Here is a 23,475-nt window from a genome sequence, read left to right on the forward strand (position 1 = left end):
GATTCACTCCGTGAGTGTCAGGGAGGCGAGGGAGGCGAACATCGCTTCTTCTGTTCGCACGACCTCGCTGCCCTGTCGCGGAATCGTATTGAGCCAGAGGTCGAACCCCGGACCAACGGAAGGTTCGACGTCTGCAACATCCTCGGGAGACATCCCGAGCATGTCCGGAAGCCCACGGCCCGGCGACCCGAAGACGACGGTCATGCCGCCGACATCGGTGATGCGGGCCGTCAAGTCACCCAATGTGGGGACCGACAGCGGTTCGCCATAGCGAGACGTGGCGATTCGCACGCCCGCATCTGGCCTGCCGAGTGCTTCCGTGAGGTCCATGCGGGATACGTCGAAGCCCGGGAGGGGCTCGTCGACGATCCGCGCACGGACCGGTTCTCGCGAAGAGATCCTGACAGCGACGCGCTCTCCCTCTGTGAGGTCCATCCCGGGAGGGACGAACAGGGAGATCGGGTGTTGCATTCCGCAATTGACCCGAACGCGGTCGTCAGGTCCGACCTCGGTCACGATTCCTTCTCGCAACGCGGGCGACTCGTCAGAGCCGTCCGCGGTCGTAGACGCCACGAGAACGGGCGGCAGGATACCAGCGTAGCGGAGTTCGTCGCGCTTGCCCCAGACCTCTTTGCGGAGGTAAGGGGGCGTCGCGGCGTACCGAAGTACGGTTTCGACGAACTCGCCGCCCCACTTGTTCTCGCCGTCTTCGTCGGGGAAGACGACGAGTTCGTTCGCCCGGAAGACCGCCGCCGCGCGGGCGACGTAGCCGAGTTTGCGAGTTGCCTCGCGTTGATCTTCGGCTTCCCGGACGAGTGAGGACGGCACGAGTACGCTGAGTTTCATGCCGGGTTCATCCTCGTCTCGTCTAGACTGTGGCGTTTGTACCGGGGGCCTACCTAAAAGAGTAGCGAATCCGTTCTGGGGTGATAGAGCGTCCCACGACCCAGTTTGTGGACGATTGGCGAATGACGCGTGGTACGTAATTACACGGTCGACGACAGGTCGGCGAAGGCGAATCTCACGTGGTAGCAGGTGGCGCGCCGTCGCCCGATTTCTCCCCCGTTTCGCAAGTCTTATTTATCAACCCGACACTATCGAGTAACGCAGCAGCACGCCACGATACACGCGGAATGCGCTGGTAGTGTAGTGGTATCACGTGACCTTGCCATGGTCACAACCTGGGTTCAAATCCCAGCCAGCGCACTTCCACCACATGCGTCGGTAGTGTAGTGGTATCACGTGACCTTGCCATGGTCACAACCTGGGTTCAAATCCCAGCCGACGCACTTCTACAACGAATCTACCTTCCGAGCGACCGCTGTGCGTGTCGCTCGGACTATGAGTTGTGAATGCGGCCCGGTGGGATTTAAATCAGGGAGCGACGCGAACGGAGTGAGCAGAGCGACTGAGGTTCAAATCCCAGCCGACGCACTTCTCTGAATTCAACTCGGTCAGCGACGCGTCTCGTCGCGTCCCCGAGAACTCACGTTTCGTCCCGCGCTCGCCACCACCAGACCATCGCGGCCACGCCGACGATGAGGACAACGACGGCGAGCGCGTCGAGGGCGTAGTTGAGCGGCGTTCCCGTCGGCACGGTCCCGGACTGCGTCACCTGTAAGAGGGCGTACGAGAGCCACGTGAGACACATCCCGACGAGGAGAACCGCCCGCGTGGCGGAGAGCGCTCCGCGTCGGTACTGCACGCCCGTGCCCGCGAGGAGCAACAGGTACGCGACGAGTAGGGGAACGCCCCCGAGGTCGGCGAGCACGCTCATGACTCGGTCGGAAACGTCACGAGGGCGATAACGGCCGCGAACACGACGAGTAGCGCGCCGAATTCGAGCGGCGACCGGGTGGCGAGGCGTGTGATGAGCGACGCGGGCGCGGTGCTCTCACGGAGTTCGATGCCGAACTCGCTGGCGGAGAGCGCGGCGGACGCGCCGACGGCGGCGGCGACGACGCCGACCACTCGCGTGACGCGGGAATGGAGGGAGACCATACGGCACGTCCGCAGAGGATACACTAAATAGTTGACACCATTCGCGATTCTGGCCTCGCACGCGTGGGCGAAGAATCAATATCCGAGCGTGTCCACCGTCTCGATTCGTTCGATGCCGTCGAGTTCGCAGAGGTCAGAAACGGCGGATTCGGCGATCGAGACCACGACGCCGCCGAACCGGAGTTCGCGTTCGAGGCTGCCGCCGAGCGACTCGACGCGGGTTTCGAGCGCGGCGCGGGCGTCGTCGTCCGCGGGTTCGACGCGGAGTTCCGCGACCTCGTCGTCGAGGGGGTCGTCGCGCATGCGACGGACGGGGTGAGAGAGATACATATCCGGGGGTCGTCGGCCGGCGGGAAAACGGTCGCGGTCGGCCGGTGGCGGACCGCGCTCGACCGAGGCGTCAGTCCTCGGTGAAGTAAAACAGCGCCTCGCGACCCGCGCCGCAGTCGGGACACCCCGCCGGGAACGAGGTCAGCGAGCCGAGTTCGCCGCAGTCGTCACAGCGCCAGACGAGTCGCGCCTCGCCGAAATCCTTCTCGGGCAGTCGTCGGTGTTCGACGACGGTCGGAGGCCGAACCGCGCGGGAGGCGGTCTCGGCGGTCGTCTCCACGGCCTCCCACCTCGTTCGGTCCCGTTCGAGCGGTCGCGCCGGCTGAGTCGGTCGGGCAGGGGTCTTTATTGCCATAGTGTCGCATACGCACGCCAGCCACATAACGCCCGTCATCACTCCTCCTGACTGTCAGGCCACGAGGACCATCGGAGTTCCAGTCTGACAGGCCCCTCCGGCAGGAATCGACTGGTTTCGGTGTCGACGACGACCCGTTCGGGCCGGGGGAGCGTGACGGACTCGTCGCCGACGCGAACCGTCAGGTCCTCGTGCGGAGCGGCCGCCACGAGGTGGTCGAGTCGTTCGATGGCGGCCGTCACCTCGCCACGAGTCACCGCGTCGGTCTGCGAGTCGAGGGGGACGCCGCCGAACAGCGGGCGGACGTTCACGTCGCGCGAGCGGTTCGACAGCACCGCGTTGACGGCCGCGCCGAGGAGGATGACGAGCCCGCTGAAGTAGAGCCACGTCAGGAGGACGAGGATGCCGGCGACGACGCTCGACTCGGGCGCGCGGCTACTGAACTCGACGTAGAGCCGGAACAGCGACTCGAAGGTCGTCAGCCCGACGGCGGCGACGAGGGTCCCGGGGACGACTTCGAGGTAGGTCACGTCCTCGTCGGGGAAGATGTAGTACATCGGGTAGAACGTCACGAACAGGACGACCACGAGGAGCCCGCGGTAGACGACCCATCCGAGCGCCCCGTCGAGCGCCGGGAGCGCGGACTCGATAAGCGCGCCGGCGACGACGGCGACGGCGACGGTGACGAGGACGACGATGCCGTCGGAGAGCTGGTCGGCGAAGGTGTTGGCCGCCTCCGACTCGTAGATGTCCGAGAAGGCGGTGTCGAGGCCGCGGAAGATGCGAAGCGTCCCCCACACCAACACGAGCACCCCGACGAGCGAGAGGCTCGCCAGTTGGGTCGACGATTCCAGTTCGGCGATGATAACGTCGCCCGCGCCGGGGGTCAACACGGACTGGATGACGGCGATGACGCCCTCGCGGAGGCCGCTGTCGCCGGTGGCGGAGACGGCCGCGAGGACGAGCAGGAACAGCGGTAACAGCGAGACGAACGCCCCGTAAGCGATGCTTCCCGCCATGAAGGTGAGCCGCTCGGTTCGCACCTCGTAGACGATGGCCCGGCCGAGCGTGAGCGCTCTCGTGACACGCGGATTCATGGACACTGATACGTCGGCCGACGAGAAAAGCGCGATGCGCCGCCAAGTCGGGGGTGCGGAGGCGGCTATCGTCGGGCGGCGAAGACGGCGACTGCCAGCCCCAAGACGGCGCCCGTCGCGGTCCACTCCGCCGCGTAGCCGACCGTTCCGCCGATGGCCGAGCCGAGGGTCACCCCGCCGACAACGTTCGCCCCCACGACGAGTGCCACCCGAGTGAGTTCGCTCTGGAACATATCGGAACCTGTGGCTGTTCGAGGGGATAGCCTCGTCGGTTCCGTCGTCGAATCGGCCGTCTCGGTCCACTCCGTTTTACTACCGCGTGGCGCGTGGGTTCGACCATGACAGTCATCGCGATGCTGAGCGTCGCACCGGTCGTCGAAGGGAGCATGTCGGGCGAGGTCGCCAAGGCGGTCGCGGCCCTCGACGACTTCGAGGTGTCCTACGAGACGAACCCGATGGGGACGGTCATCGAGGCCGACGACATCGACGAACTGCTCGCGGCGGTCGGCGCGGCCCACAAGGCGGTCGACGGCGACCGCGTGAGCACGTTCCTGAAGATAGACGACAAGCGCACGAAGGACCAGACGGCCGCCGACAAGGTCGACGCGGTCGAAGCCCACCTCGGTCGGGAAGCGAGAAGCGACCGCGAATAGTGTCGCACGGGGGCGCGGCGACCCGCCGCGCATTCCCGCGACCCGCCCCACGTGGCACGTCCACGCGCCCCGGAGCGGTGGGTGACTGACAAACCCTTTAGCCGAAGGCGCGCAATCGCCTCGCATGGACAGCATCAATCGGATGGCCATCGAACTGGTCGACGAGGCGCTCGATTTCGCCGGGGAACTCGGCATCGAGGGCTACGAACTCGACTCGGGCGCGACGGTCATCGACTTCGGCGTCGACGCCGACGGCGGTGTCGAGGCGGGGATGCTCCTCGCGGAGATTCAGACCGCGGGTCTCGCCACGGTACAGACGCGGATGGGCGAGGTCGCCGGCACGCCCCGCCCGCACGTCGAACTCTCCACCGACCGCCCCGCGCTGGCTCTCCTCTGCTCGCAGAAGGCCGGCTGGGAGCTCACCTTCGACGACTTCGACGGCCTCGGCTCCGGCCCCGCACGCGCGCTGGTCGGCGAGGAAGAGGAGTTCCACCACCTCGGCTACTACGACGAGTTCGACCTGACGGTCCTCTCCGTCGAGAGCATCGACCTCCCGACCGACGAGGTCGCGGAACACGTCGCGGAGACGACCGGTCTCGAACCGAGCGCCGTCTTCCTGCCGACCTACGCGACCGGCTCGCTCGTCGGGAGCGTCACGGGCGCGGCCCGCGCGGCCGAACTCGCCGTGTTCAACCTCTTCGAGGCGGGCTACGACCCGACGAACGTCCTCTCTATCAACGGCTCCGCCCCGCTCGCCCCCGTCAGCTACGACGAGAGCGTCGCCATGGGACGGACGAACGACGCCGTCGCCTACGGCGGGCGCGTCCACGTCACCGTCAGCGAGGATTTCGACGACTTCGACCGCGCGATTTCCACGGCCGGACCCGACTACGGCGTGCCGTTCGAACAACTGTTCGAGGACGCCGACTGGGACTTCGGCGAGGTCGACCCCGACGTGTTCGGCCCCGCGCAGGTCACCGTCGACGTGGTCGACGGCCCGACGTACACCCTCGGCGAGACCGACGAGGACGTGCTCGCCGACTCGTTCGGACTGTGAGGCGCAAACCGGTCCCGCCCGCGCCGGACTCCCTCGACCGACTGTGGGACGCCCACCGCGCGGTGCCCCTGATTCCGGGCTCCGAAGACGACTGCTGCGGCCGGGTGGCGAACCGACTCGACGTGACGCCCGACGAGGGCCGCGACTGGCTCGTGTTCTGCCAGTCGCTCGGCCTCGCTCGCGAGGTGAGCCGCGGCTTCGAGCGCGTCCGCGACGACCCGACGCGGGACGCCTTGCGGGCCGCCTTCGAGGCGAACGTCTTCGGCGCGAGAGAGGCCCTCGACGCGCTCGGCGACGAGCCGAGGTCTGCCGACGCGGTCTTCGACGCGTTCGAGCCGGCCGTCCCGAACTGGGAGCGCCACCGCGACCCCGACGGGTGGGAATCTCGCTGGCGAGACAGGGTCGCGCGGCTGCTCGACTGGGCGGTGCTGTTCGGCGCGGCGGCGAGAAAACCGGGCGGCTACGCCCCGGTCGAAGAATCGTCTTGACCGCCGGCGGGGACGAATCCGCGTCGCCGCCCGTGTTACGTTAGTCGACCTTCGTCACGGTCCCGACGCCCTTGGACCGGCCCTCGCGGAAGACGAACCGCTGGCCCTCCTCGACGAAGTACGGCCGGAACTTGAACTCCACGCGGGTCGTACCGGTGTCGCCCGGCAGGAGCCGCCCCCCGTCAGGGTGGAAGACGGCCGCCTCGGAGATGGTTTCGAGGTGGACCACGGGCTCGTAGCCCTCCTGAATCCGCGTCGGGTGGTTGAGAACCATCACGTCGGCCTCGAACTCGCGGACGGCGGTGGGCTCCGAGTCGGCCGGGAGGAGCACCATCCCGCGTTCGATTTCGGACTCGCGGACGCCCTTGAGGGCGATACCGACGATGCGGCCGGCGTTGGCCCGGTCGACCCGGTGGTAGTGCATCTCGATGGAGCGGACCTCGACCTCGCGGAACTCGCCGTCGGACATCGGCCCCAAGAGCAGTTTGTCGCCGGCCTCGACCGCCCCGGAGTTGACCGTGCCCGAGGCGACCGCGCCGACGCCCGTGACCGAGTAGGTACGGTCGATGTACATCTTGAAGTCACCCTCCGCGGCGCTGCGCTTCGGGAGCGACTCGAACAACTGGTCGAGGTCGCCGAGGCCGTCCATCGTGACCGCGCTCGTCAGGAACAGCGGGACGACCGACTCGCTTATCTCTTCGACCGCGGCCTCGACGCCGTGGCGCTCGACGCTCAGGGGCGTCCGACCCACGTCGCGGAGGAGTCGCTCGACCTCGCGTTCCACCTCGGCGGCGCGCTCCTCGGAGACGGCGTCGACCTTCGTAATGGCGACGACCGTCGGTAGCTCCATCGCGAGCAGGATGCCGAGGTGTTCGCGGGTCGTCCGCGTCGGGCCGTCGTCGGCGGCGACGACGAGCAGGCCGTAGTCGAGACGCTGACCGACGAGGCCGCGAATCGTCGTCCGGAGCCACGGCTCGTGGCCGACGGTGTCGACGAACGAGACCAGCCGGTCGGCCTCCTGAACGATCTGCGCCCGGTCGGACTTCCGGTGGGGGTTTCGCATGTGGACCGGGCCGTCGTCCGAAAAGCCGTAGACGGCGTACGAGAGGTCCGCCGACAGTCCGCGTTCGACCTCGTGGGGTTGCACGTCGAGGAACGACCGCGTGCCGCCGTTGCCGTTGTCGGCCTGTCCGGTCACGAGCGAGCCGACGAGGGTGGACTTCCCGTGGTCGACGTGGCCCGCGGTGCCGACGACGATGTGGTCGTCGTCCACGTCGAGCATCGCCCCCTCGCGGATGGTCGCGACGCCGACGAGGCCGCGCTCGGCCGAATCGCCGACGCCCCACGTCTCCACGTCTTCGATGTGCGCGCCGGCCTCCTCGGCTAAAAGCGACAGCACGTCCATGGTCTCGGAGAAGTCGTCCGGCGGGATGCCGGCGATGCCGCCGTCGTCGGTGACGCCGACCACGTAGGTCGCCACGCCGTCGCCGGAGAGCACTCGGTGTCGGAGCTGAGCCGCGAGCGACTCCATCCGGCCGTCGGACAGGTGAACGGCGCGGGTGAGGCGTTCTTTGAACTCGACGTTGCCGCCTTCTTCCTCACCGCGCTCGAGGGCCTCATCCAAGAGGGCCCGATCCGCGCTCATGGAAGCGGGTAGGAAACCGACCGTGAAAACGCTTTCCGCGGTAGCCATTACCATGAGAACGTACCGCAATCGAGACGGAACCGACGCGGGGGCGCTCGTCGGGGGTCGTGGCGGTCGAATGCGGGTGAAAAGGAAACCGTGTTACTCGGTCAGGCGCTCGTAGGCGCGGTTGACGCGCTTGAAGGCCTCTTCGTCGCCGGTCTTCGAGTCGGGGTGGGTCTCTTTGACTCGCTTCCGGTAGGCCGCCTTCACCTCGTCCTCGGAGGCGTCGTCGTCGTCGAGGCCGAGCGTTTCGAGGGCTTTCTGCCGACTCATACCGCGCCGCGGCGGGCGGACTCGCGTCCCGCTTCCGTCGCGGGCGCGCCGTCTCCGCCGACCGCCGTCGAACCCGCCGTCGGGACCGACGTTAGGGCCGAATCGCCCGGCTCGCGGTCCCTCTTGGGGGTCGCCGCGGGGACCCGCGCCGAAGCCGCCGGTCTGTCGGCGGTCGCCCCGCCGTCGCTCCGACCGGAAGCCGAACCCGCCGCGCCCGGCGTCGGCGCGGACGCGGGTCCTGCGGAACCGCTCTTCGAGGCGGCCGCTGACGTGGGCGTACATGAAGTACGTCGTCGCGCCGAAGGGGATGGCGACGAACAGCAACAGGAGCTGTTGGTAGGCGAACGCCAACACGACGAGGAGCATGGTGATTCCCGCGAACACCGCCGCGAGCCCCATGACGAGTCGGTCTCGGTCCACGGCCGCAGTTAGGGGCGCACGGTGGTAAACGTCTCGCCGGGGAGTCACCTGCCGACGAGCCACCTGCCGAAAATCGAGCGCCCGCGCCGACTCAACGGTACTGGTTCAGCCGCTTTTTGAGGCGCTTTGCCGCCTGTCCGGCGGCCTTGTCGAAGTCCTCGCCGTCGTCCTCGCCGGCGAAGATGATGCCGCGCGAGGAGTTCACGAGGCCGACGCCGTCGGCGAGACCGAACTCGACGGCGGCCTCGGCGTCGCCGCCCTGCGCCCCCACGCCGGGGACGAGGAAGGGCAGGTCGGGCACCTGTTCGCGGAGGTGTTCCAGTTCGTCGGGACCGGTCGCGCCGACGACGAGGCCGACGTTCCCGTGTTCGTTCCAGAGGTCGCAGAGCGCCGCGACGCGCTCGTAGAGGGGTTCTCCCGAATCGAGTTCGAGCGACTGGAGGTCGGAGCCGCCGGGGTTCGAGGTGCGGCAGAGGACGAACACGCCCTTGTCCTCGCGGGCGAGGAACGGCTGGATGGAGTCGCGGCCCATGTAGGGGTTGACCGTGATGGCGTCGGCGTCGTCGAGCAGGTCGGCGTACTTGCGGGTCGTGTTGCCGATGTCGGCGCGCTTGGCGTCGAGGAGTACCGGCACGCCCTTGCCGTGGGCGTAGGCGATGGTCTCGCGCAGGGAGCGCCAGCCGTCTTCGTCCTCGTAGAACGCCGCGTTCGGCTTGAACGCCGCGGCGTGCTCGTGGGTCGCGTCGATGATGCGGCGGTTGAACGCCCACCGCGGGAGGTCCTTGTCGAGGAGGTGGTCGGGGATACGGTCGATGTCGGCGTCGAGGCCGACCGAGACGACGCTGTCTGTCGCCTCGATGCGGTCGCGGAGGTCGTCGAAGAAGCCCATTGCCCGCGAGTGCGACGACCGAAAGTAAGGGGTTTTCCCTTCGGCGCGGCTGGCGGGCGCCCAGCTCACCCGGTCCGGAAGGAGAAGTCCGAACTCGGCGCGCTGTGGGTGAGCCACCCCATCGAGACCACGTCGACGCCGGTGTCGGCGTAGGCGGGGAGCGTCTCCGGCGTGATGCCGCCGCTGGCCTCGGCGATGACGCCCTCGGGGAGCCGGGAGACGCCCTCGCGGACCGCCTCGGGCGGGAGATTGTCGAACAGGACGATGTCGGCTCCGGCGGCCGCGGCGCGCTCGCCCATCTCGGGCGTCTCGACTTCGACTTCGAGCTTCGTGGCGAACGACTTGCGCTCGGCGAAGCGGTTGACCGCCTCCTCCAAGCCGAGTTCGGCGACGTGGTTGTCCTTGACCATCACCATCCCCGAGAGCGTGAGGCGGTGGGTGTCGCCGCCGCCGGCGACGACGGCGCGCTTTTCGACGCCGCGGAGGCCGGGCGTGGTCTTGCGGGTCGCCGCCACCCGAACCGAGTTGGAAACCTCGCGGGCGGCGTCGACTGCCTCGCGAGTCGTGGTCGCGACCCCGGAGGCGTGGCCGACGACGTTGGCGGCGACGCGCTCGCCGCGGAGGACGCTCCGGGCGTCGCCGTCGACTCGCAGCACTTCGTCGCCGGCTTCGACCGCGTCGCCGACTTCGACCGTTCGCTCGGCCTCGACGCCGAGGGAGTCGAAGACGGCGACGGCGGCGTCGAGACCGGCGGCGACCGCCGGCTCCTTCGCCACGAGTCGCCCGGTGGTGTCGCCGGGCACGTCGTTCGTCACGTCGCGGTGGCCGACGTCCTCGGCCAGCCAGCGCTCGACGGTCTCAGTCGTCAGCACGCGGGGTCACCCCCTGACCCGCGTCGTCACTTTCCTCGCTTCCGTCCGGGTCGACCAGCGAGTGACAGCCGGCCGACGGCGCGTCGGCGGCCGCGCGGGCGACGAGGAGCGACGAGACGCAGGCGTTCCGGAGTTCGTAGATGGACCGCGAGACGCGGGTGCGGGCGTAGGCGTCGACCTCGCCCTTCAGGCGGCGGAGCCGAGCCCGCGCGGTCCCGAGCCCATCGGGGGTGCGTTCGATGCCGACGAACCCGTCCATCGTTCGCCCGAGGCGGTCGAACTTCGTGTCGGCGAAGGCGTCGGGCAGCGCCGGGTCGGAGTCGCGCGGCGACGCGTACTCGACGGCCTCGGCTTCGCCGCGGCCCCGCTCGGCCGCGGTCTCGCCGGCGCGAACGCCCCAGACGAGCCCTTCGAGCAGGCTGGTCGAGGCGAGTCGGTTCGCGCCGTGGACGCCGGTGCGGGCGCACTCGCCGGCGGCGAACAGGCGGGACAGCGAGGTCCTGCCGCGGTCGTCGACGGCGACACCGCCGCAGAGGAAGTGCTCGCTCGGGGCGACGGGGATACCGGCGTCGAGGTCGACGCCGCGGTCGTCGCAGAGCGCCGCGAGGTCGGGGAACTCCTCGCGGAAGTCGAGGTCGGACGCGTCGAGGACGACGCGGCCGGTTCGGTCGCGGGCGCGAGAGACGGCGCGGGCGACCACGTCTCGGGGGGCGAGTTCGGCGTCTTCGTGCACGTCAGGCATGAATCGGCGGCCGTCGGCGTCGCGCAGGGCCGCGCCCTCGCCGCGAACGGCTTCGCTGACGAGGAACGGTTGCGCGTCGTCGGCCTGGGGGTCAGTCCGGGGGTCGTACGCCGTCGGGTGGAACTGGACGTACTGCATGTCCGAGACGGTCGCGCCGGCGAGGGCGGCCATCGCCACGCCGTCGCCGGTCGCGCCCGCGGGGTTGGTCGACCGGGCGTAACAGTCGCCGATGCCGCCGGTGGCGAGGACGGTCGCTCCGGCGAACACAGGTTCGACCTCGCCGTCGGCGAGGACGGTCGCGCCGCGGACGGTTCCCTCCTCGGTCAGGAGGTCGAGCGCCGTCGCGTCGTCGACGATGCGCACGCCGTCGCGGGCCGAGAGGTGCTGGAGAAACGGCCGGAGGACGTGTGCGCCGGTGCTGGCGTCGACGTGGAGGATGCGGCGGCTGGAGTGGCCCGCCTCGCGGGCGAGGTCGAAGTCGGCGGCGCCGGTGCCGTCGGTGCCGCCGCCCACCGCGTCGAACTCGACTTCGAGCGTGCCCAAGAGCACGTCCTCGACGACGGCTCGGGACTCGGAGACGAGCGTCTCGACCGCCTCGGGGTCGGCGGTGCCGTCGCTCGCCCGGCGGATGTCGGCGGCGAACTCCTCGGGCGCGGACTGGGTGACGGCGATGCCGCCCTGCGCCCAGTCGGACGCGGCGTCCTCGGGCTCGGTCGCCTTCGTGACGACCAGCACGTCGGCCCCCTCGCGGGCGGCGGCGAGGGCGGCGGCACAGCCGGCGATACCGGAGCCGACGACGAGCACGTCGGCCTTCATAGTTCGAGCATGCGGTCGAGCGCGACCGCGGCGAGTTCCTTCTCCTCGGGCGCGACCTCGACGACGTTGGGTTCGTGGCCCGCGGCGAGTTCTTCGAGCACCCACGTCAGGTAGTTGGGGTCGACCTGCCGCATGGCGTTGCAGTCCATGCAGGCGTCGCCGCAGAGCGGCCGCACGTCGACCTCGGGGTGCCAGCGCGCGAGGTGTCGCGCGAGGTGGACTTCGGTGCCGATGGCCCACGTCTCGCCGGGGGCGGCGTTCTCGATGACGTCGCAGATGTGGCTCGTCGAACCGACCTCGTCGGCGGCCGCGACGACGCTCGGGCGGCACTCGGGGTGGGCGACGACCTTCGCGCCGTCGGCCTGCGCCTCCTCGACGTGGTCGACCCGGAAGCGCTCGTGGACCTGACAGTAGCCGTCCCAGAGGATGACCTCGGCGTCGCCGAGGTCGGGAACCTCGGGTTCGACCTCGCCGGCGGCACCCATCGACTCGGCCACGTCGCCGGCCCACGGGTCCCACTCGACGACTTCGTCGATGCCGAGTTCGTCGGCCGTGTTGCGCCCGAGGTGCTTGTCGGGCAGGAACAGCACGGCGTCGCCGCGCTCGAAGGCCCATTCGAAGGCGTCGGTGGCGTTCGAGGAGGTGCAGATGAGCCCGCCGTGGGAGGCGCAGAACGCCTTCAGGTCTGCGTAGGAGTTCATGTACGTCACGGGGACGATGTCCTTGCCGCCGGACTCCTCGACGAGCGTCTCCCACGCGGAGTCGACCTGCACGGCCTCGGCCATCCCGGCCATCGGACACGACGCCTCCATCGACGGGAGAATCACCGTCTGGTCGTCGTCGGTGATGATGTCCGCGCTCTCGGCCATGAACGTCACGCCGGCGAAGACGACGTACTCGGCATCGGACTCGGCGGCGCGCTTCGAGAGCTCGTAGGAGTCGCCGATGAAGTCCGCGTGCTCGACGATTTCGCGTCGCTGGTAGTTGTGTCCGAGCACGATAACCCGGTCGCCGAGCTCCTCGCGGGCGGCGGCGATTCGCCGGGAGCGGGCGGCCTCGTCGAGGTCGCGGTGGCTCTCCGGAAGCTGTTCGAGCGTGTCGTATTTGAACAGGCTGAGCTCCGACTCGAACCCGACCGACTGTAATTCAACCACGATTGGTCACCACGGTAGAAGTCCAATCATCGGCCCTTATTGAAAAATATTTTTCTTCAATACTCGCAACCCACCAGTAAAGATTCTCTTCAGCCCCGATTGGTCGGTGGTACTTCAGTCTGATTGGGTTCAGAACCCTCGAACGTCGTCTACTCGGTTGAAGAATAATTTTCTTCGAATGTACTCCTCCGTCGATGGCGATTTCTCGTTCAGTCGCGTTCGAAGACGACGCGACCGTCCACGACGGTCATCGAGACCGCGACGTCGCGAATCGAGTCGGTTTCCCACGGCGACTCGTCGAGGACGACGAGGTCCGCGGCGGTGCCTGCCGCGACGGTTCCCAGTCGGTCCTCGTCGAAGCCGGCGTAGGCCGCGCCGGACGTGTACGCCCGGAGCGCCTCGGTGACGGTGAGCGACTGGTCGGGGTTCGGGTGGTCGGTGGCGAGGTCGACGCCGAGAAGCGGCCCGAGCGGCATGCAGTCGCTCCCGAACGCGAGGTCGACCCCGGCGTCGAGCAGGTCGCGGTAGCGGTTGGTTCGCAGGCGTCGCTCGCCGAGGCGGGCGTCGTAGAGGCCGCCCTCGTCGGCCCACTTCAGAAAGTTCGGCTGGACCGAGGCGACGACGCCAAGTTCGGCGAACCGCTCGATGGCCTCGTCGGAGGCGAGTTCGAGGTGTTCGACCCGGTGGCGGGCCGAGCCGGGGTCGTCGGTCTCCTCGTACGCCGCGAGAACCGCGTCGATGGCCGCGTCGCCGATGGCGTGCGCGGTGAGCTGGTAGCTCGACTCGTCCGCGTCGGCGACGAGTTCGCGGAGTTCTTCGGGGTCGACGACCCACTGGCCCGTCTCGTCGTCGGCCGCGGCGGGGTCACCCGCGGCGTCGGCGTACGGTTCGGTGAGCTTCGCGGTCCGGCCGCCGAAGCTCCCGTCGGTGAACGTCTTTATCGCGCCGACGGTGACGAGGTCGCGGTGGCTTCCGCCTCCGTGGTTCGTCCGCAGGCCGACCTCGCGGAGCGCGTCGAGGTGGTCCGACCAGTAGTTGATTCGGACGCGGAGGTCCAGTTCGCCGGCTTCGTCGAGGTCACGGTAGACCTCGGGAGCGCGGGAGCCACGGACCATGTCGTGGACGCCGGTGACCCCGCGGGCGGTCGCGTACGACTGCGCGGCGCGGACGAGCGCCGCCATCTCCTCGCGGCCCGGTTCGGTCGCCTCGCGGAGCACGTCGACCGCGCCCTCGACGACGACGCCCGTCGGCTCGCCGGCGGCGTCACCGTCGCCGACACCCTCGGAAACAGCGTCTCGGCCGGCGGTCCGCACGCCCGCGTCGGGCATCTCGTCGGCGTAGCGGTCGAGGACGACCGAGTTGACGCCGGCGGTGTGGAGGTCCTCGCGGAAGGCCACAACGGGGGCCGTCTCGGAGACTTCGTCGAGGTCGTCGCGGGCGAGGTATCGGGACTCGTCCCACGTGCTCTCGTCGTAGCCGTAGCCGAGCACCCAGTCGGTCTTGTCGCCGTCACCGCCGACCTCGTCTCCGCGTTCGACCTCCGCGGCTCGCTCGCGGAGTAGTTCGACCGCTTCAGCCGCGGAGTCGGCGGTGGAGAGGTCGGCGTGGACGAGCGACCGGCCGACCATCGGGAGGTGCGTGTGGGCGTCGATGAAGCCGGGGAGGACGACTCGTCCCTCGCAGTCGACGACCCGCGTCTCGACGCCGACGAGCAGTTCCACGTCGAACGCGCGGCCGACGCGGACGACCTCGCCGTCGCGGACGGCGACGGCTTCGTGGGTTTCGTCGGGCGACCCGAGCGTGTGTACCTCCGCGTTCGTCAGTACGAGGTCCGCTGCCGCGGTCATACGTTTGACCCCGACGCGGGAGGGCAAAACGGTTCGGGAGGCGGCCGGACAGCGACCGTTGAAAGAACCGGAACGCGTTAGGGCCGGCGCGGAAAACGTCGGAGCATGACAGACGCCGCGTCCCTCGCCGACCGCGTTCGGGAGGGCGAACTCCGCCTCCACGAACTCGAAGCGCACGCCGACGCCGACACCGCCGCCGAGGCGCGCCGGTTGCTCGTCGAATCGCAGTCCGGCGCGTCGCTCGACGCGGTCGGGAACTACGGCTTCCCCGCCGAAGCCGCCGAGTCGGCCATCGAGAACATGGTCGGCGCGATTCAGGTGCCGATGGGCGTCGCCGGCCCCGTTTCGGTCGACGGCGGCTCCGTCTCCGGCGAGAAGTACCTCCCGCTCGCGACCACCGAGGGCGCGCTCCTCGCGTCGGTCAACCGCGGCTGTTCGGTCATCAACAGCGCCGGCGGCGCGACCGCTCGCGTCCTCAAGTCCGGGATGACCCGCGCGCCGGTGTTCCGCGTCGCCGACGTGGCCGAGGCCGAGGCGCTCGTCTCGTGGACCCGCGACAACTTCGCGGCGCTGAAGGAAGCCGCCGAGGAGACGACGAACCACGGCGAACTCCTCGACGTGACGCCGTACGTCGTCGGCAACTCGGTCTACCTGCGGTTCCGCTACGACACCAAGGACGCGATGGGAATGAACATGGCCACCATCGCCACCGAGGCCGCCTGCGGCGTCGTCGAAGAAGAGACGACCGCCTCGCTCGTCGCCCTCTCGGGCAACCTCTGTACCGACAAGAAGCCCGCCGCAATCAACGCCGTCGAGGGGCGCGGCCGGAGCGTCACCGCCGACGTGCGCATCCCGCGCGAAGTCGTCGAAGCGCGCCTGCACACCACGCCCGAGGCGGTCGCGGAACTCAACACCCGCAAGAATCTCGTCGGCTCCGCGAAGGCCGCGAGCCTCGGCTTCAACGCCCACGTCGCCAACGTCGTCGCCGCGATGTTCCTCGCCACCGGACAGGACGAGGCGCAGGTCGTCGAGGGCGCGAACGCCATCACGACCGCCGAGGTGCAGGACGGCGACCTCTACGTCTCGGTCTCTATCGCCTCCCTCGAAGTCGGCACCGTCGGCGGCGGCACGAAGCTCCCGACGCAGTCCGAGGGCCTCGATATCCTCGGCGTCAGCGGCGGCGGCGACCCCGCCGGCTCCAACGCCGACGCCCTCGCCGAATGCATCGCCGTCGGCTCCCTCGCGGGCGAACTCTCGCTCCTCTCCGCGCTCGCCTCGCGGCACCTCTCCAGCGCCCACGCCGAACTCGGCCGGTAATCCGAACCCGGTTTCAGTTTCACCGCTGCCGGAGACGACTAAACAGCCGTTATTCGCTTCCCACAGACCTGTATCGACGGATTCAGTCATCGACGTCCACTTTCACTTTCACCCCGCACCCGTGGCTCGCGTTTATTCCGTTTCCGCGGAAACGATGAAAACGCGTCCGTCGGGCAGCACCCGCGGGCGTGTCCACAACCCATCCCCTCCCATGCCACTCTCTACACGCAGTACCGACCCCGAATCGCCCGACGACTACGACGACGCGCGGCGGTTGGCGCTCGCGCTCAGGCTGGTGAAGTTGGCCCTCGGCGTCGTCGCCTCCGCGCTGACCGTGGCGAAGTTGCTCGGCGCGCTCTGAGGTGCCTGCGCTCGCGGCCCCTTTGTACCGGTCGCCCGCCGCGACGCTCAGACCAGTCGGTGTCGGCCCCGCGACTCCGACACCTCGCCGCGCCGCCGGAGTTTGTCGAGCAGGTCGCGGGCGCGGTCGTCCGGGACGCCGCGTTCGACCGCAGTCGCGACGATTTCCTCCTCGGTCGGCCGGTCGCCATCCCGAACCGCCTCGCGGACGACCGTCAGGCGGTCGGGCGACGCCGCCGACGAGTTCCGACCGCGAGAGGCGGCCTCGCCCGCCTCGAACACCTCGTCGGCGTCGAGTCCCGAGCCTTCGAGGTACTCGCGGTCGTCGACGCCCGACTCCTCGACCCGCCGGTCGAGCTCCGAGACGTGTTCGACCTGCGCGAACGCCTCGCTGTCGCCGTGTTTCTTCGCCAAGAGCGCCGACCGCGCCTGCCGCGCGGCGTCCCGGTCATCGGACTCGAAGAACCGCCGGAGCTTTTTCGTCTGGTGTCGCCTGCCGCACCGCGGACACGTCGCCGTCTTCGACCCGTCGGGGTCCGAAAGGAGCCACATGTTCGCGCAGTCCGTACACCCCACGACCGCGTACATACGCCGATGTTCCGCGGCGTCGGATTTGAACGTTCGGGAGCGGAAGCGACCGTGAACCCCTCGCGGGTGACGACCCCCGCGGCGCCTCCCCGGCGGATTTATCCCCGTTCCCTGTGGCTTGCCACCATGGACCGAGTTTCACTCGACGACGCGCCGTCCGCCGAGGCGGCCGACGGCGTCTCCCTCTCGCTCCTCGCGGGCGGGGAGAAGATGAACGTCCAGCACTTCCGCATCGAACCCGGCGCGGCCGTCCCGGTTCACGACCACCCACACGAGCAGGTCGGCTACATCGTCGCCGGCGAACTGACGTTCCTCGTCGGCGACGACGGCGAGGAACTCGTCGTCGGTCCCGGCGACGCCTACTCGCTCGCAGGCGGCGAACTCCACGGCGCGGAGAACCGCGGCGACGAGACCGTCGTCGGCATCGACGTGTTTTCGCCGCCGCGGGACAACCCGCCGTGGCTGGACTGACGCCGAGCGCGACCCCCCGTTAGAATCTCCCTGACGGGCCGTCGGGGTGGGGTCTCTCGAACGAGTCCCGGAACGTTTCGTTCGAAACACATGAGGAGAAAGCATTTATCAGTCCGGTGTCACCATCCGATAGACGGTAGTCCCTAACTATGCCCTTCCCCCGCGTACTTCCTCTATGGATAGCGCCCGGCGCGCCGAACACCCCGGATACCCCGCCGAGCAGCGGGCGACCATGAGTCACTCGAAGCTCGCACGCGAGCCGTGGCTGTGGGTGTTCGTCGGCGTCTGGGCGGCGGTCGTCAGCGCGCTCCACTTCGGCGGGCTCGCCTACGACATCTACACGAGAATCTGGTGGTGGGACGTGCTCACCCACTCGCTTTCGGGCTTCGGCGTCGCGGGCGTGTTGTTCCTCGTGTTCCCGCAGACCTTCCGGGGCGATCGCGCCCCGGTGGTTGTCGCCGGCGTCATCCTCGCCATCGGCGCGGGCTTCGAGGTGTACGAGTACCTGTTCAAGGACTTCTGGTGGGGCTGGTCGATGGCCTACTACCTCGAGGACACCGCGATTGACCTCGTGGTCGACGTGGTCGGCGGCCTCGGCTTTTTCGTCCTCGTCGAGGGCGTCCTCAGGTCGCGGGCGCGGGCAGATTCCCCCCGCGGCGACTCGCCGCGCAGCGCCGGTCACCTCCGCTCCGACGGCGGCGAGAAGGCGGACGACGACTCCCCGTCGAACCGCTGACTCCGGACGCGATGCTCCCGCCGAGGTGGTTAATTTAACCCCAAACGTGTTGCTCCGTCGGGAAAACGTACATATTGATGATGTCCTATCTCTCGTCTATGCCTCCGCTCGCAGAAGACCCGGCACCGAACCTCCACACCGTACTCGGCGCGACCCGCGCACCCCCTCGCGCATGCTGAGGCGCACCTGGGACGAGATGGTGCTGGCGGGGTGGGAAGAACGCCCCCGAGAGATGGCCGCCGTCGCGGTGTTCGGAGGCGCCGTCACCGCGACGCACTTCACGAGCATGGCGCTGTTTCTCTACACCCGCATCTGGTGGTGGGACATCCTCGTCCACGCCGCCTCCGGGTTCGGCGTCGCGGCGGTCCTCTACGTCCTCAACCCCCGCCTGCTCCACTCGCGGGTCGCGCTCCTCGTCGTCCTCCCGATGGCGGTCGCCGCCATCGGCACGTGGTTCGAGGTGTACGAGCGTCTGTTCACCGGCTTCTGGGTCGAGTGGCCCCGCTCTGTCTACTTGGAGGACACGGGCGTCGACATCGTCGCCGACACCGCCGGCGCGGTCGTCTTCGGGTTCGTCCGCCCCCTGTGGAACCGGATTCAGCGCTGGCGGGACCCGAATCGACTGTAGTCGGCGCGAAAGAACTGCGGCGTCGATGCCGCGAGAGAGAAGTGGTGTGTTCGCTTACGCGAGTTCCTGAATATTCTCGACGACCTTGTCGGCGTACTCGCTCGTGGCGAGCTTGTTGCCGCCCTCGATCTGGCGTTCGAGGTCGTAGGTGACGTCGCCGTCCGAGATGGTCTTCTCGACGGCGTCGCGGATGAGCTTGCCGGCGTCCTTCCAGCCCATGTACTCGAACATGAGGCGGCCGGAGAGAATCATCGCGGTCGGGTTGACCTTGTCCTGGCCGGCGTACTTGGGCGCGGAGCCGTGGACGGGCTCTGCGAGGCAGAGACCCTCGCCGAAGTTCGCGCCGGGGGCGATGCCGAGACCACCGATCTGCGCGCCGGCGGCGTCGGACATGTAGTCGCCGTTGAGGTTCATCGTGGCGATGACGTCGTAGTCGGCGGTGCGGGTGAGAAGCTGCTGGAGCATGTTGTCGGCGATGCGGTCCTTGACGACGACCTTGTCCTCGGGACGCTCGCCGTCGTACTCTTCCCACAGTTCGTCTTCGGTGATGGTGACGTCGCCGAACTCCTCTTCTGCGAGTTCGTAGCCCCAGTCACGGAAGGCACCCTCGGTGAACTTCATGATGTTGCCCTTGTGGACGAGCGTGACCGACGGGCGGTCGTTTTCGAGGGCGTACTCGATAGCCTCGCGGACGAGGCGCTTCGTCCCGAACTCGGTGATGGGCTTGATGCCGATGCCGACGGGACCGTCGTGGATGACGCCGTCCGCGCCCATCTCTTCTTCGACGAACTCCTTGACCTTCTGGACCTCGTCGGTGCCGGCTTCCCACTCGATGCCGGCGTACACGTCTTCGGTGTTCTCGCGGAACGTGACCATGTCCATCGCCGAGGGGTTCTTCACGGGCGACGGGACGCCGTCGAGGTGGTAGGTCGGGCGGACGTTCGCGTAGAGGTCGAGCTTCTTGCGGAGCGCGACGTTGAGCGAGCGGAAGCCGGCACCGACGGGTGTCGTGAGCGGGCCCTTGATTGCGACGCGGTGGTTGCGGATGGCGCTTACCGTGTCCTCCGGGAGGTTCTCGTCGTACTTGTCGCGGGCGGACGAACCGGCGTAGACGCGCATCCAAGAGACAGAGCGGCCGGTCGCCTCGGCGGCGGCGTCGAGGACCTTCTGTGCGGCGGGGCCGACGTCCGTTCCGATTCCGTCGCCGTGGATGATCGGAATAATCGGGTTGTCGGGGACGGAGAGCTCGCCCGTCTCCTCGTCGACCGTGATTTTCTCGCCGTCGTCCGGAACCTCAATCTGGTCGTAGCTCATGAACAATTTGGGTTTTCCAGTGCGGTGTAAAAGTCCTGCCGTTATCGACGGCGAAGTGCAAGTATCGCTCTATTCGTCGGTCGATACGTTTAGGACCGCGCTCCGAAGACACCCTCGTATGCGAATTATCCTCCACGGCGGTGCCGGCGGCATCCCCGGCGAACCGGAACCCAGACAGGCCGTCCTGGACGACGCGGCCGACGCGGGCGCGAGCGAACCCGACCCGCTTTCGGCGGTCGAGACCGCAGTCCGCGTCCTCGAATCGGACCACCGGTTCAACGCGGGCGTCGGCGGCGCGGTCCAGTCCGACGGCGTCGTCCGCACCGACGCGGGCGTCATGCTGAGCGACCGACGCGCCGGCGCGGCCTCCGGCATGGAGGGCGTCGAACACGCCGTCTCCGTCGCGCGCGCGGTCCTCGAAGACACCCCGCACGTCCTCCTAACGGGCGAGCCGGCGGTCGACTTCGCCGCCGACGCGGGCGTCGAGACCGGCGTCGACCTCTTCACCGACGAGACCCGCGAGCGCTGGGCGAACGCGGACGCGCCCGAGGGCTCGCCCAGCGAACACCTCGCGTGGCTGGCCGACCGATTCGGCGGTAGCACGAGCGACCCGACGGCCGAGGCGGGCGACGGTTATCTGCCGGCGCACGACAGTTCCGAGGAGACCTCGGCAGGCAGTGGCCGCTCGGCTCACGACGTTCGCCTGCCCGGCCACGACAATTCTGAGGGAACCTCAGCAAGCAGTGACCGCTCGGCTCACGATGTTCGCCTTCCCGGTCACGACACGGTCGGGGCGGTCGCCACCGACGGCGAGACGTTCGCCTCCGCGACCTCGACCGGCGGCCGCTGGTTCGCCCTCGCCGGCCGCGTCGGCGACGTACCCCAAATCGGCTCGGGCTTCTACGCCTCCCCCGCTGGCGGCGCGTCGACCACGGGAGCGGGAGAAGACATCGCGCGCGTGACGCTCGCTCGCAGGGCGGTCGGCCACCTCGAACGCGGCTGCGACGCCCAGACCGCGGCCGACCTCGCCATCGAGGAGTTCGGCGAACTCACCGGGTCGTCGGCGGGGATCATCCTCCTCGACGACGAGGGCTTCGGCTCGGCGTACAACTCCGACGGGATGCAGACCAGCACCGCGTCGAAGTAGTCTCAATCGAGCGTCTGCGACCGCTCGCCCGGCCGCGCCGGCGGTCGCCGCCACGGTTTACTCGGTTCGGTCCTTGCAGTTCCCCATGAGCGATTGGACCGCGGCCGACGCCCCCGACCTCTCGGGGAAGACCGTCATCGTCACCGGCGCGAACAGCGGCCTCGGCTTCGAAGCGACGCGCGCGTTCGCCGAGAAGGGCGCGCACGTCGTCATGGCCTGCCGGAGCCTCGACCGCGGCGAGGACGCGATGGCCGACATCCGCGACTCGGTGCCGGCGGCCTCGCTGACCCTCTCGGAACTCGACCTCGCCGACCTCGATTCGGTTCGGCGGTTCGCCGACGAGTTCGCCGCCGAACACGGGGCGTTACACGCCCTCTGCAACAACGCCGGCGTGATGGCGATTCCCCGGCGGGAGACCGCACAGGGCTTCGAGACGCAGTTCGGCGTGAACCACCTCGGTCACTTCGTCCTGAGCGCCCGCCTGTTTCCGACGCTCCGCGACACGCCCGGCGAGACGCGACTCGTCGCGATGTCGAGCGGCCTCCACGAGCGCGGCCGGATGGACTTCGACGACCTGCAGGGCGAACGCGACTACGACGAGTGGGACGCCTACGCCCAGAGCAAGCTCGCGAACCTGCTTTTCGCGTTCGAACTCGACCGCCGGCTGACCGCCGCGGGCATCGACGACGTGCTGAGCGTGGGCGCACATCCCGGCTACGCCGACACGAACCTCCAGTTCCGCGGCCCCGAGGCGTCCGGGTCGACACTCCGGTACTGGATGAGCAAACTCGGCAACGCGATATTCGCCCAGTCGGCCGAGATGGGCGCGCTCCCGCTTCTGTACGCCGCCACGTCGCCGGCCGTCGAAAGCGGGGAGTACGTCGGCCCGCAGGGGCTGTTCGGCATGCGCGGCAACCCCGGCATCGCGGAGCCGAGCGACCGCGCCAGAGACCCGGAGACTGCCGCACGGCTCTGGGAGGTCTCGGCGGAACTCACCGACACGCGGTTCCGACTGGCCTGAACCGCGCCGGGCCGAGCGGCGCGGCAACCGGGTGGTGAGAGAGGCGAGACGGCCAAATACTGTGGCGTGCTATCTACTCCTGTGACCGAATCAACGCCGACAATCACCGGGAGCGTCGCCGACGCCCTCGTCTCCACCTGCCGAACGACCCTCGGGGATTCTCTCCGAAGCGTCGTCCACTTCACCCGCGACGATTTCGACGTACTGTACGTCCGGCGGGACCTCTACGACGGCGACGAGGCCGCGGCGCGCGCGGCCAAGTCCGAACTCGTCGAGAGCGAGCGCACCGGGTTCGGACCTCAGGAGACCTACAACGCCGGCAGGAACGGCGAGCGTCCGGAGTTCGGCGAGTACGAGTTCACCCTTCGCGTCTTCTCGGACGGGTTCGTCGGCCGCGTCGTCGCCGGGGACCGCGGCGTCATCGTCACCACCGACGAACTCGAACTCTCGGAGTTCGAGGAGATGGAAGTCGCGCTCCGTCGGATGCTCGAAACGAACACCGCCGGGTGAACCGGCCGGCGGGCGCGACGACTCTTCGAGCGCTGTCGGTCTCGTTGGTCGGTCGTCCGGTGTCTACGCGCCCTCGACGAGTCGCGCTAGCTGTTCCGGCGGAACTGCACCTCTCGCGGCGTAGCCCTCGTACGCGAACGTTGGGACACCGGTGACGCCGTGTCGCTGGGCCTCACTGAATCGTTCGCGCACTTCGGTCCGAAGCGTTTCGTCGTCGAGCGCGGACGTGACTTCCTCGCCGTCGACGCCCACCGACTCGGCGAGTTCGACGAGTACCGCCTCGTCGCCGATGTCTTTGCCGTCCTGCCAGAGCGCCTCGAAGACCGACTCGTCGAACGCGAGCCACGTCTCGTAGTCGGCGTGTCCCTTCAGGTAGTACGAGACGACCTGCGCCGGAAGCGAGTCCACGTCGGTCCCGAGTTCCAGGTTCATCTCGACGCCGTACCGCTCTTGTAACCGACGGACTCCCTGCCTCGCTTGCTCGTAGTAGTCTTCGTCTTTTCCGTCGTCGACCGAGAAGTCGATGCTTCCGTCGGGGCGGCGCTTCTGACTCCGCAGGTCGAACGGATGCCAGTCGATATCGAGTTCCTCCTCTCTCGTCTCTTGATACTGCGACAGGGACTGCCTCCCGAGGTAGCAAAAGGGACACACGTAGTCCGAGTAGACCGTTATCGCCTGGTCGGCGTCTGAACTCATGCGTAT

General features: G+C 68.7%; 28 protein-coding genes and 2 tRNA genes. 13 read left to right on the forward strand and 17 right to left on the reverse strand.

Going from position 1 to position 23,475, the window contains the following annotated elements:
• Positions 1 to 3: 3 nt before the first annotated feature.
• Positions 4 to 846: a putative RNA uridine N3 methyltransferase gene (locus tag BN984_RS04380; protein WP_049967754.1), complete on the reverse strand. Its 843-nt coding sequence runs from the start codon at positions 844 to 846 to the stop codon at positions 4 to 6.
• 289 nt (positions 847 to 1,135) lie between these two features.
• On the opposite strand from BN984_RS04380, the gene BN984_RS04385 reads away from it, so the two are divergent.
• Both BN984_RS04385 and BN984_RS04390 read left to right on the forward strand, forming a co-directional pair.
• Positions 1,136 to 1,206, forward strand: a tRNA-Gly gene (locus BN984_RS04385).
• Between the two features lie 12 nt (positions 1,207 to 1,218).
• Positions 1,219 to 1,289, forward strand: a tRNA-Gly gene (locus BN984_RS04390).
• A gap of 197 nt (positions 1,290 to 1,486) precedes the next feature.
• Here the strand turns inward: BN984_RS04390 and BN984_RS04395 are convergent.
• The 6 genes from BN984_RS04395 to BN984_RS19650 form a co-directional block, all read right to left on the reverse strand.
• Entirely contained in the window at positions 1,487 to 1,777 is a 291-nt protein-coding gene (locus BN984_RS04395; RefSeq protein ID WP_008095280.1) for a hypothetical protein, read from the reverse strand.
• Positions 1,774 to 2,001 (reverse strand): hypothetical protein, encoded by a 228-nt coding sequence (locus tag BN984_RS04400; RefSeq protein ID WP_008095278.1) that lies wholly within the window; start codon positions 1,999 to 2,001, stop codon positions 1,774 to 1,776. Before BN984_RS04400 ends, BN984_RS04395 begins: the two co-directional genes overlap by 4 nt.
• 75 nt (positions 2,002 to 2,076) lie before the next feature.
• Entirely contained in the window at positions 2,077 to 2,331 is a 255-nt protein-coding gene (locus tag BN984_RS04405; protein ID WP_008095276.1) for a hypothetical protein, read from the reverse strand.
• A 70-nt stretch (positions 2,332 to 2,401) separates the two neighbouring features.
• Positions 2,402 to 2,686 carry a DUF7130 family rubredoxin-like protein gene (locus tag BN984_RS04410; protein WP_049967755.1) on the reverse strand — a complete coding sequence of 95 codons (285 nt, stop codon included), beginning with the start codon at positions 2,684 to 2,686 and terminating at the stop codon, positions 2,402 to 2,404.
• 38 nt (positions 2,687 to 2,724) lie between these two features.
• Entirely contained in the window at positions 2,725 to 3,783 is a 1,059-nt protein-coding gene (locus BN984_RS04415; protein WP_049967756.1) for a YihY/virulence factor BrkB family protein, read from the reverse strand.
• 65 nt (positions 3,784 to 3,848) lie between these two features.
• Positions 3,849 to 4,016, reverse strand: a complete 168-nt coding sequence (locus BN984_RS19650) for a hypothetical protein (RefSeq protein WP_162832772.1) — start codon at positions 4,014 to 4,016, stop codon at positions 3,849 to 3,851.
• Between the two features lie 105 nt (positions 4,017 to 4,121).
• On the opposite strand from BN984_RS19650, the gene BN984_RS04420 reads away from it, so the two are divergent.
• From BN984_RS04420 to BN984_RS04430, 3 genes are all read left to right on the forward strand, one after another.
• A complete protein-coding gene (locus tag BN984_RS04420; RefSeq protein WP_004062408.1) occupies positions 4,122 to 4,436 on the forward strand; it encodes an MTH1187 family thiamine-binding protein in 315 nt (104 codons plus the stop codon).
• A gap of 124 nt (positions 4,437 to 4,560) precedes the next feature.
• Positions 4,561 to 5,493 carry a methenyltetrahydromethanopterin cyclohydrolase gene (gene mch, locus BN984_RS04425; protein WP_008095269.1) on the forward strand — a complete coding sequence of 311 codons (933 nt, stop codon included), beginning with the start codon at positions 4,561 to 4,563 and terminating at the stop codon, positions 5,491 to 5,493.
• Positions 5,490 to 5,981, forward strand: a complete 492-nt coding sequence (locus tag BN984_RS04430; protein WP_049967757.1) for a hypothetical protein — start codon at positions 5,490 to 5,492, stop codon at positions 5,979 to 5,981. Before mch ends, BN984_RS04430 begins: the two co-directional genes overlap by 4 nt.
• A gap of 40 nt (positions 5,982 to 6,021) precedes the next feature.
• Here the strand turns inward: BN984_RS04430 and BN984_RS04435 are convergent, their stop codons facing one another.
• The 7 genes from BN984_RS04435 to BN984_RS04465 form a co-directional block, all read right to left on the reverse strand.
• Complete coding sequence (locus BN984_RS04435; protein ID WP_008095267.1) at positions 6,022 to 7,626, reverse strand: GTPBP1 family GTP-binding protein; 1,605 nt, start codon at positions 7,624 to 7,626, stop codon at positions 6,022 to 6,024.
• A gap of 141 nt (positions 7,627 to 7,767) precedes the next feature.
• Positions 7,768 to 8,361 (reverse strand): J domain-containing protein, encoded by a 594-nt coding sequence (locus tag BN984_RS04440; protein WP_008095266.1) that lies wholly within the window; start codon positions 8,359 to 8,361, stop codon positions 7,768 to 7,770.
• Positions 8,362 to 8,452: 91 nt separating this feature from the next.
• Positions 8,453 to 9,250: an orotidine-5'-phosphate decarboxylase gene (gene pyrF, locus BN984_RS04445; RefSeq protein ID WP_008095265.1), complete on the reverse strand. Its 798-nt coding sequence runs from the start codon at positions 9,248 to 9,250 to the stop codon at positions 8,453 to 8,455.
• A gap of 65 nt (positions 9,251 to 9,315) precedes the next feature.
• Positions 9,316 to 10,122: a carboxylating nicotinate-nucleotide diphosphorylase gene (gene nadC, locus BN984_RS04450; protein WP_049967758.1), complete on the reverse strand. Its 807-nt coding sequence runs from the start codon at positions 10,120 to 10,122 to the stop codon at positions 9,316 to 9,318.
• Complete coding sequence (locus BN984_RS04455; protein ID WP_049967759.1) at positions 10,109 to 11,680, reverse strand: L-aspartate oxidase; 1,572 nt, start codon at positions 11,678 to 11,680, stop codon at positions 10,109 to 10,111. Before BN984_RS04455 ends, nadC begins: the two co-directional genes overlap by 14 nt.
• Positions 11,677 to 12,834 (reverse strand): quinolinate synthase NadA, encoded by a 1,158-nt coding sequence (gene nadA / locus BN984_RS04460; protein ID WP_008095260.1) that lies wholly within the window; start codon positions 12,832 to 12,834, stop codon positions 11,677 to 11,679. Before nadA ends, BN984_RS04455 begins: the two co-directional genes overlap by 4 nt.
• A gap of 209 nt (positions 12,835 to 13,043) precedes the next feature.
• A complete protein-coding gene (locus tag BN984_RS04465) occupies positions 13,044 to 14,681 on the reverse strand; it encodes an amidohydrolase (RefSeq protein ID WP_049967760.1) in 1,638 nt (545 codons plus the stop codon).
• A 105-nt stretch (positions 14,682 to 14,786) separates the two neighbouring features.
• Here BN984_RS04465 and hmgA point away from each other — a divergent pair, with 105 nt between their 5' ends.
• Complete coding sequence (gene hmgA / locus BN984_RS04470; RefSeq protein WP_008095255.1) at positions 14,787 to 15,998, forward strand: hydroxymethylglutaryl-CoA reductase (NADPH); 1,212 nt, start codon at positions 14,787 to 14,789, stop codon at positions 15,996 to 15,998.
• Positions 15,999 to 16,209: 211 nt separating this feature from the next.
• Positions 16,210 to 16,359, forward strand: coding sequence for a hypothetical protein (locus BN984_RS19390; RefSeq protein WP_156037882.1), 150 nt, complete (start codon positions 16,210 to 16,212; stop codon positions 16,357 to 16,359).
• A gap of 47 nt (positions 16,360 to 16,406) precedes the next feature.
• Here BN984_RS19390 and BN984_RS04475 read toward each other — a convergent pair whose 3' ends face one another.
• The gene (locus BN984_RS04475; RefSeq protein WP_008095253.1) at positions 16,407 to 16,946 is read right to left on the reverse strand and encodes a DUF5817 domain-containing protein; all 540 of its coding nucleotides are present in this window, start codon (positions 16,944 to 16,946) and stop codon (positions 16,407 to 16,409) included.
• A gap of 126 nt (positions 16,947 to 17,072) precedes the next feature.
• On the opposite strand from BN984_RS04475, the gene BN984_RS04480 reads away from it, so the two are divergent.
• The 3 genes from BN984_RS04480 to BN984_RS04490 all read left to right on the forward strand — a co-directional run bounded on the left by BN984_RS04480 (position 17,073) and on the right by BN984_RS04490 (position 18,781).
• The gene (locus BN984_RS04480) at positions 17,073 to 17,417 is read left to right on the forward strand and encodes a cupin domain-containing protein (protein WP_008095252.1); all 345 of its coding nucleotides are present in this window, start codon (positions 17,073 to 17,075) and stop codon (positions 17,415 to 17,417) included.
• A gap of 232 nt (positions 17,418 to 17,649) precedes the next feature.
• Positions 17,650 to 18,153: a hypothetical protein gene (locus BN984_RS04485; RefSeq protein WP_081909226.1), complete on the forward strand. Its 504-nt coding sequence runs from the start codon at positions 17,650 to 17,652 to the stop codon at positions 18,151 to 18,153.
• A gap of 172 nt (positions 18,154 to 18,325) precedes the next feature.
• A complete protein-coding gene (locus BN984_RS04490; RefSeq protein ID WP_049913576.1) occupies positions 18,326 to 18,781 on the forward strand; it encodes a hypothetical protein in 456 nt (151 codons plus the stop codon).
• 54 nt (positions 18,782 to 18,835) lie between these two features.
• Here BN984_RS04490 and icd read toward each other — a convergent pair whose 3' ends face one another.
• Entirely contained in the window at positions 18,836 to 20,095 is a 1,260-nt protein-coding gene (gene icd, locus BN984_RS04495; protein WP_008095245.1) for an isocitrate dehydrogenase (NADP(+)), read from the reverse strand.
• Positions 20,096 to 20,213: 118 nt separating this feature from the next.
• Between icd and BN984_RS04500 the strand changes: the two genes are divergently transcribed.
• From BN984_RS04500 to BN984_RS04510, 3 genes are all read left to right on the forward strand, one after another.
• Positions 20,214 to 21,242 (forward strand): isoaspartyl peptidase/L-asparaginase, encoded by a 1,029-nt coding sequence (locus tag BN984_RS04500; protein ID WP_004042661.1) that lies wholly within the window; start codon positions 20,214 to 20,216, stop codon positions 21,240 to 21,242.
• A gap of 85 nt (positions 21,243 to 21,327) precedes the next feature.
• A complete protein-coding gene (locus BN984_RS04505) occupies positions 21,328 to 22,263 on the forward strand; it encodes an oxidoreductase (protein ID WP_049967762.1) in 936 nt (311 codons plus the stop codon).
• A gap of 81 nt (positions 22,264 to 22,344) precedes the next feature.
• The gene (locus BN984_RS04510) at positions 22,345 to 22,773 is read left to right on the forward strand and encodes a DUF7522 family protein (protein ID WP_049967763.1); all 429 of its coding nucleotides are present in this window, start codon (positions 22,345 to 22,347) and stop codon (positions 22,771 to 22,773) included.
• 63 nt (positions 22,774 to 22,836) lie between these two features.
• Here the strand turns inward: BN984_RS04510 and BN984_RS04515 are convergent, their stop codons facing one another.
• Complete coding sequence (locus BN984_RS04515; RefSeq protein WP_049967764.1) at positions 22,837 to 23,469, reverse strand: DsbA family oxidoreductase; 633 nt, start codon at positions 23,467 to 23,469, stop codon at positions 22,837 to 22,839.
• Between the last annotated feature and the right edge of the window lie 6 nt (positions 23,470 to 23,475).

This window comes from Haloferax prahovense, from assembly GCF_000723845.1.
In the GTDB taxonomy this organism is placed as follows: domain Archaea; phylum Halobacteriota; class Halobacteria; order Halobacteriales; family Haloferacaceae; genus Haloferax; species Haloferax prahovense.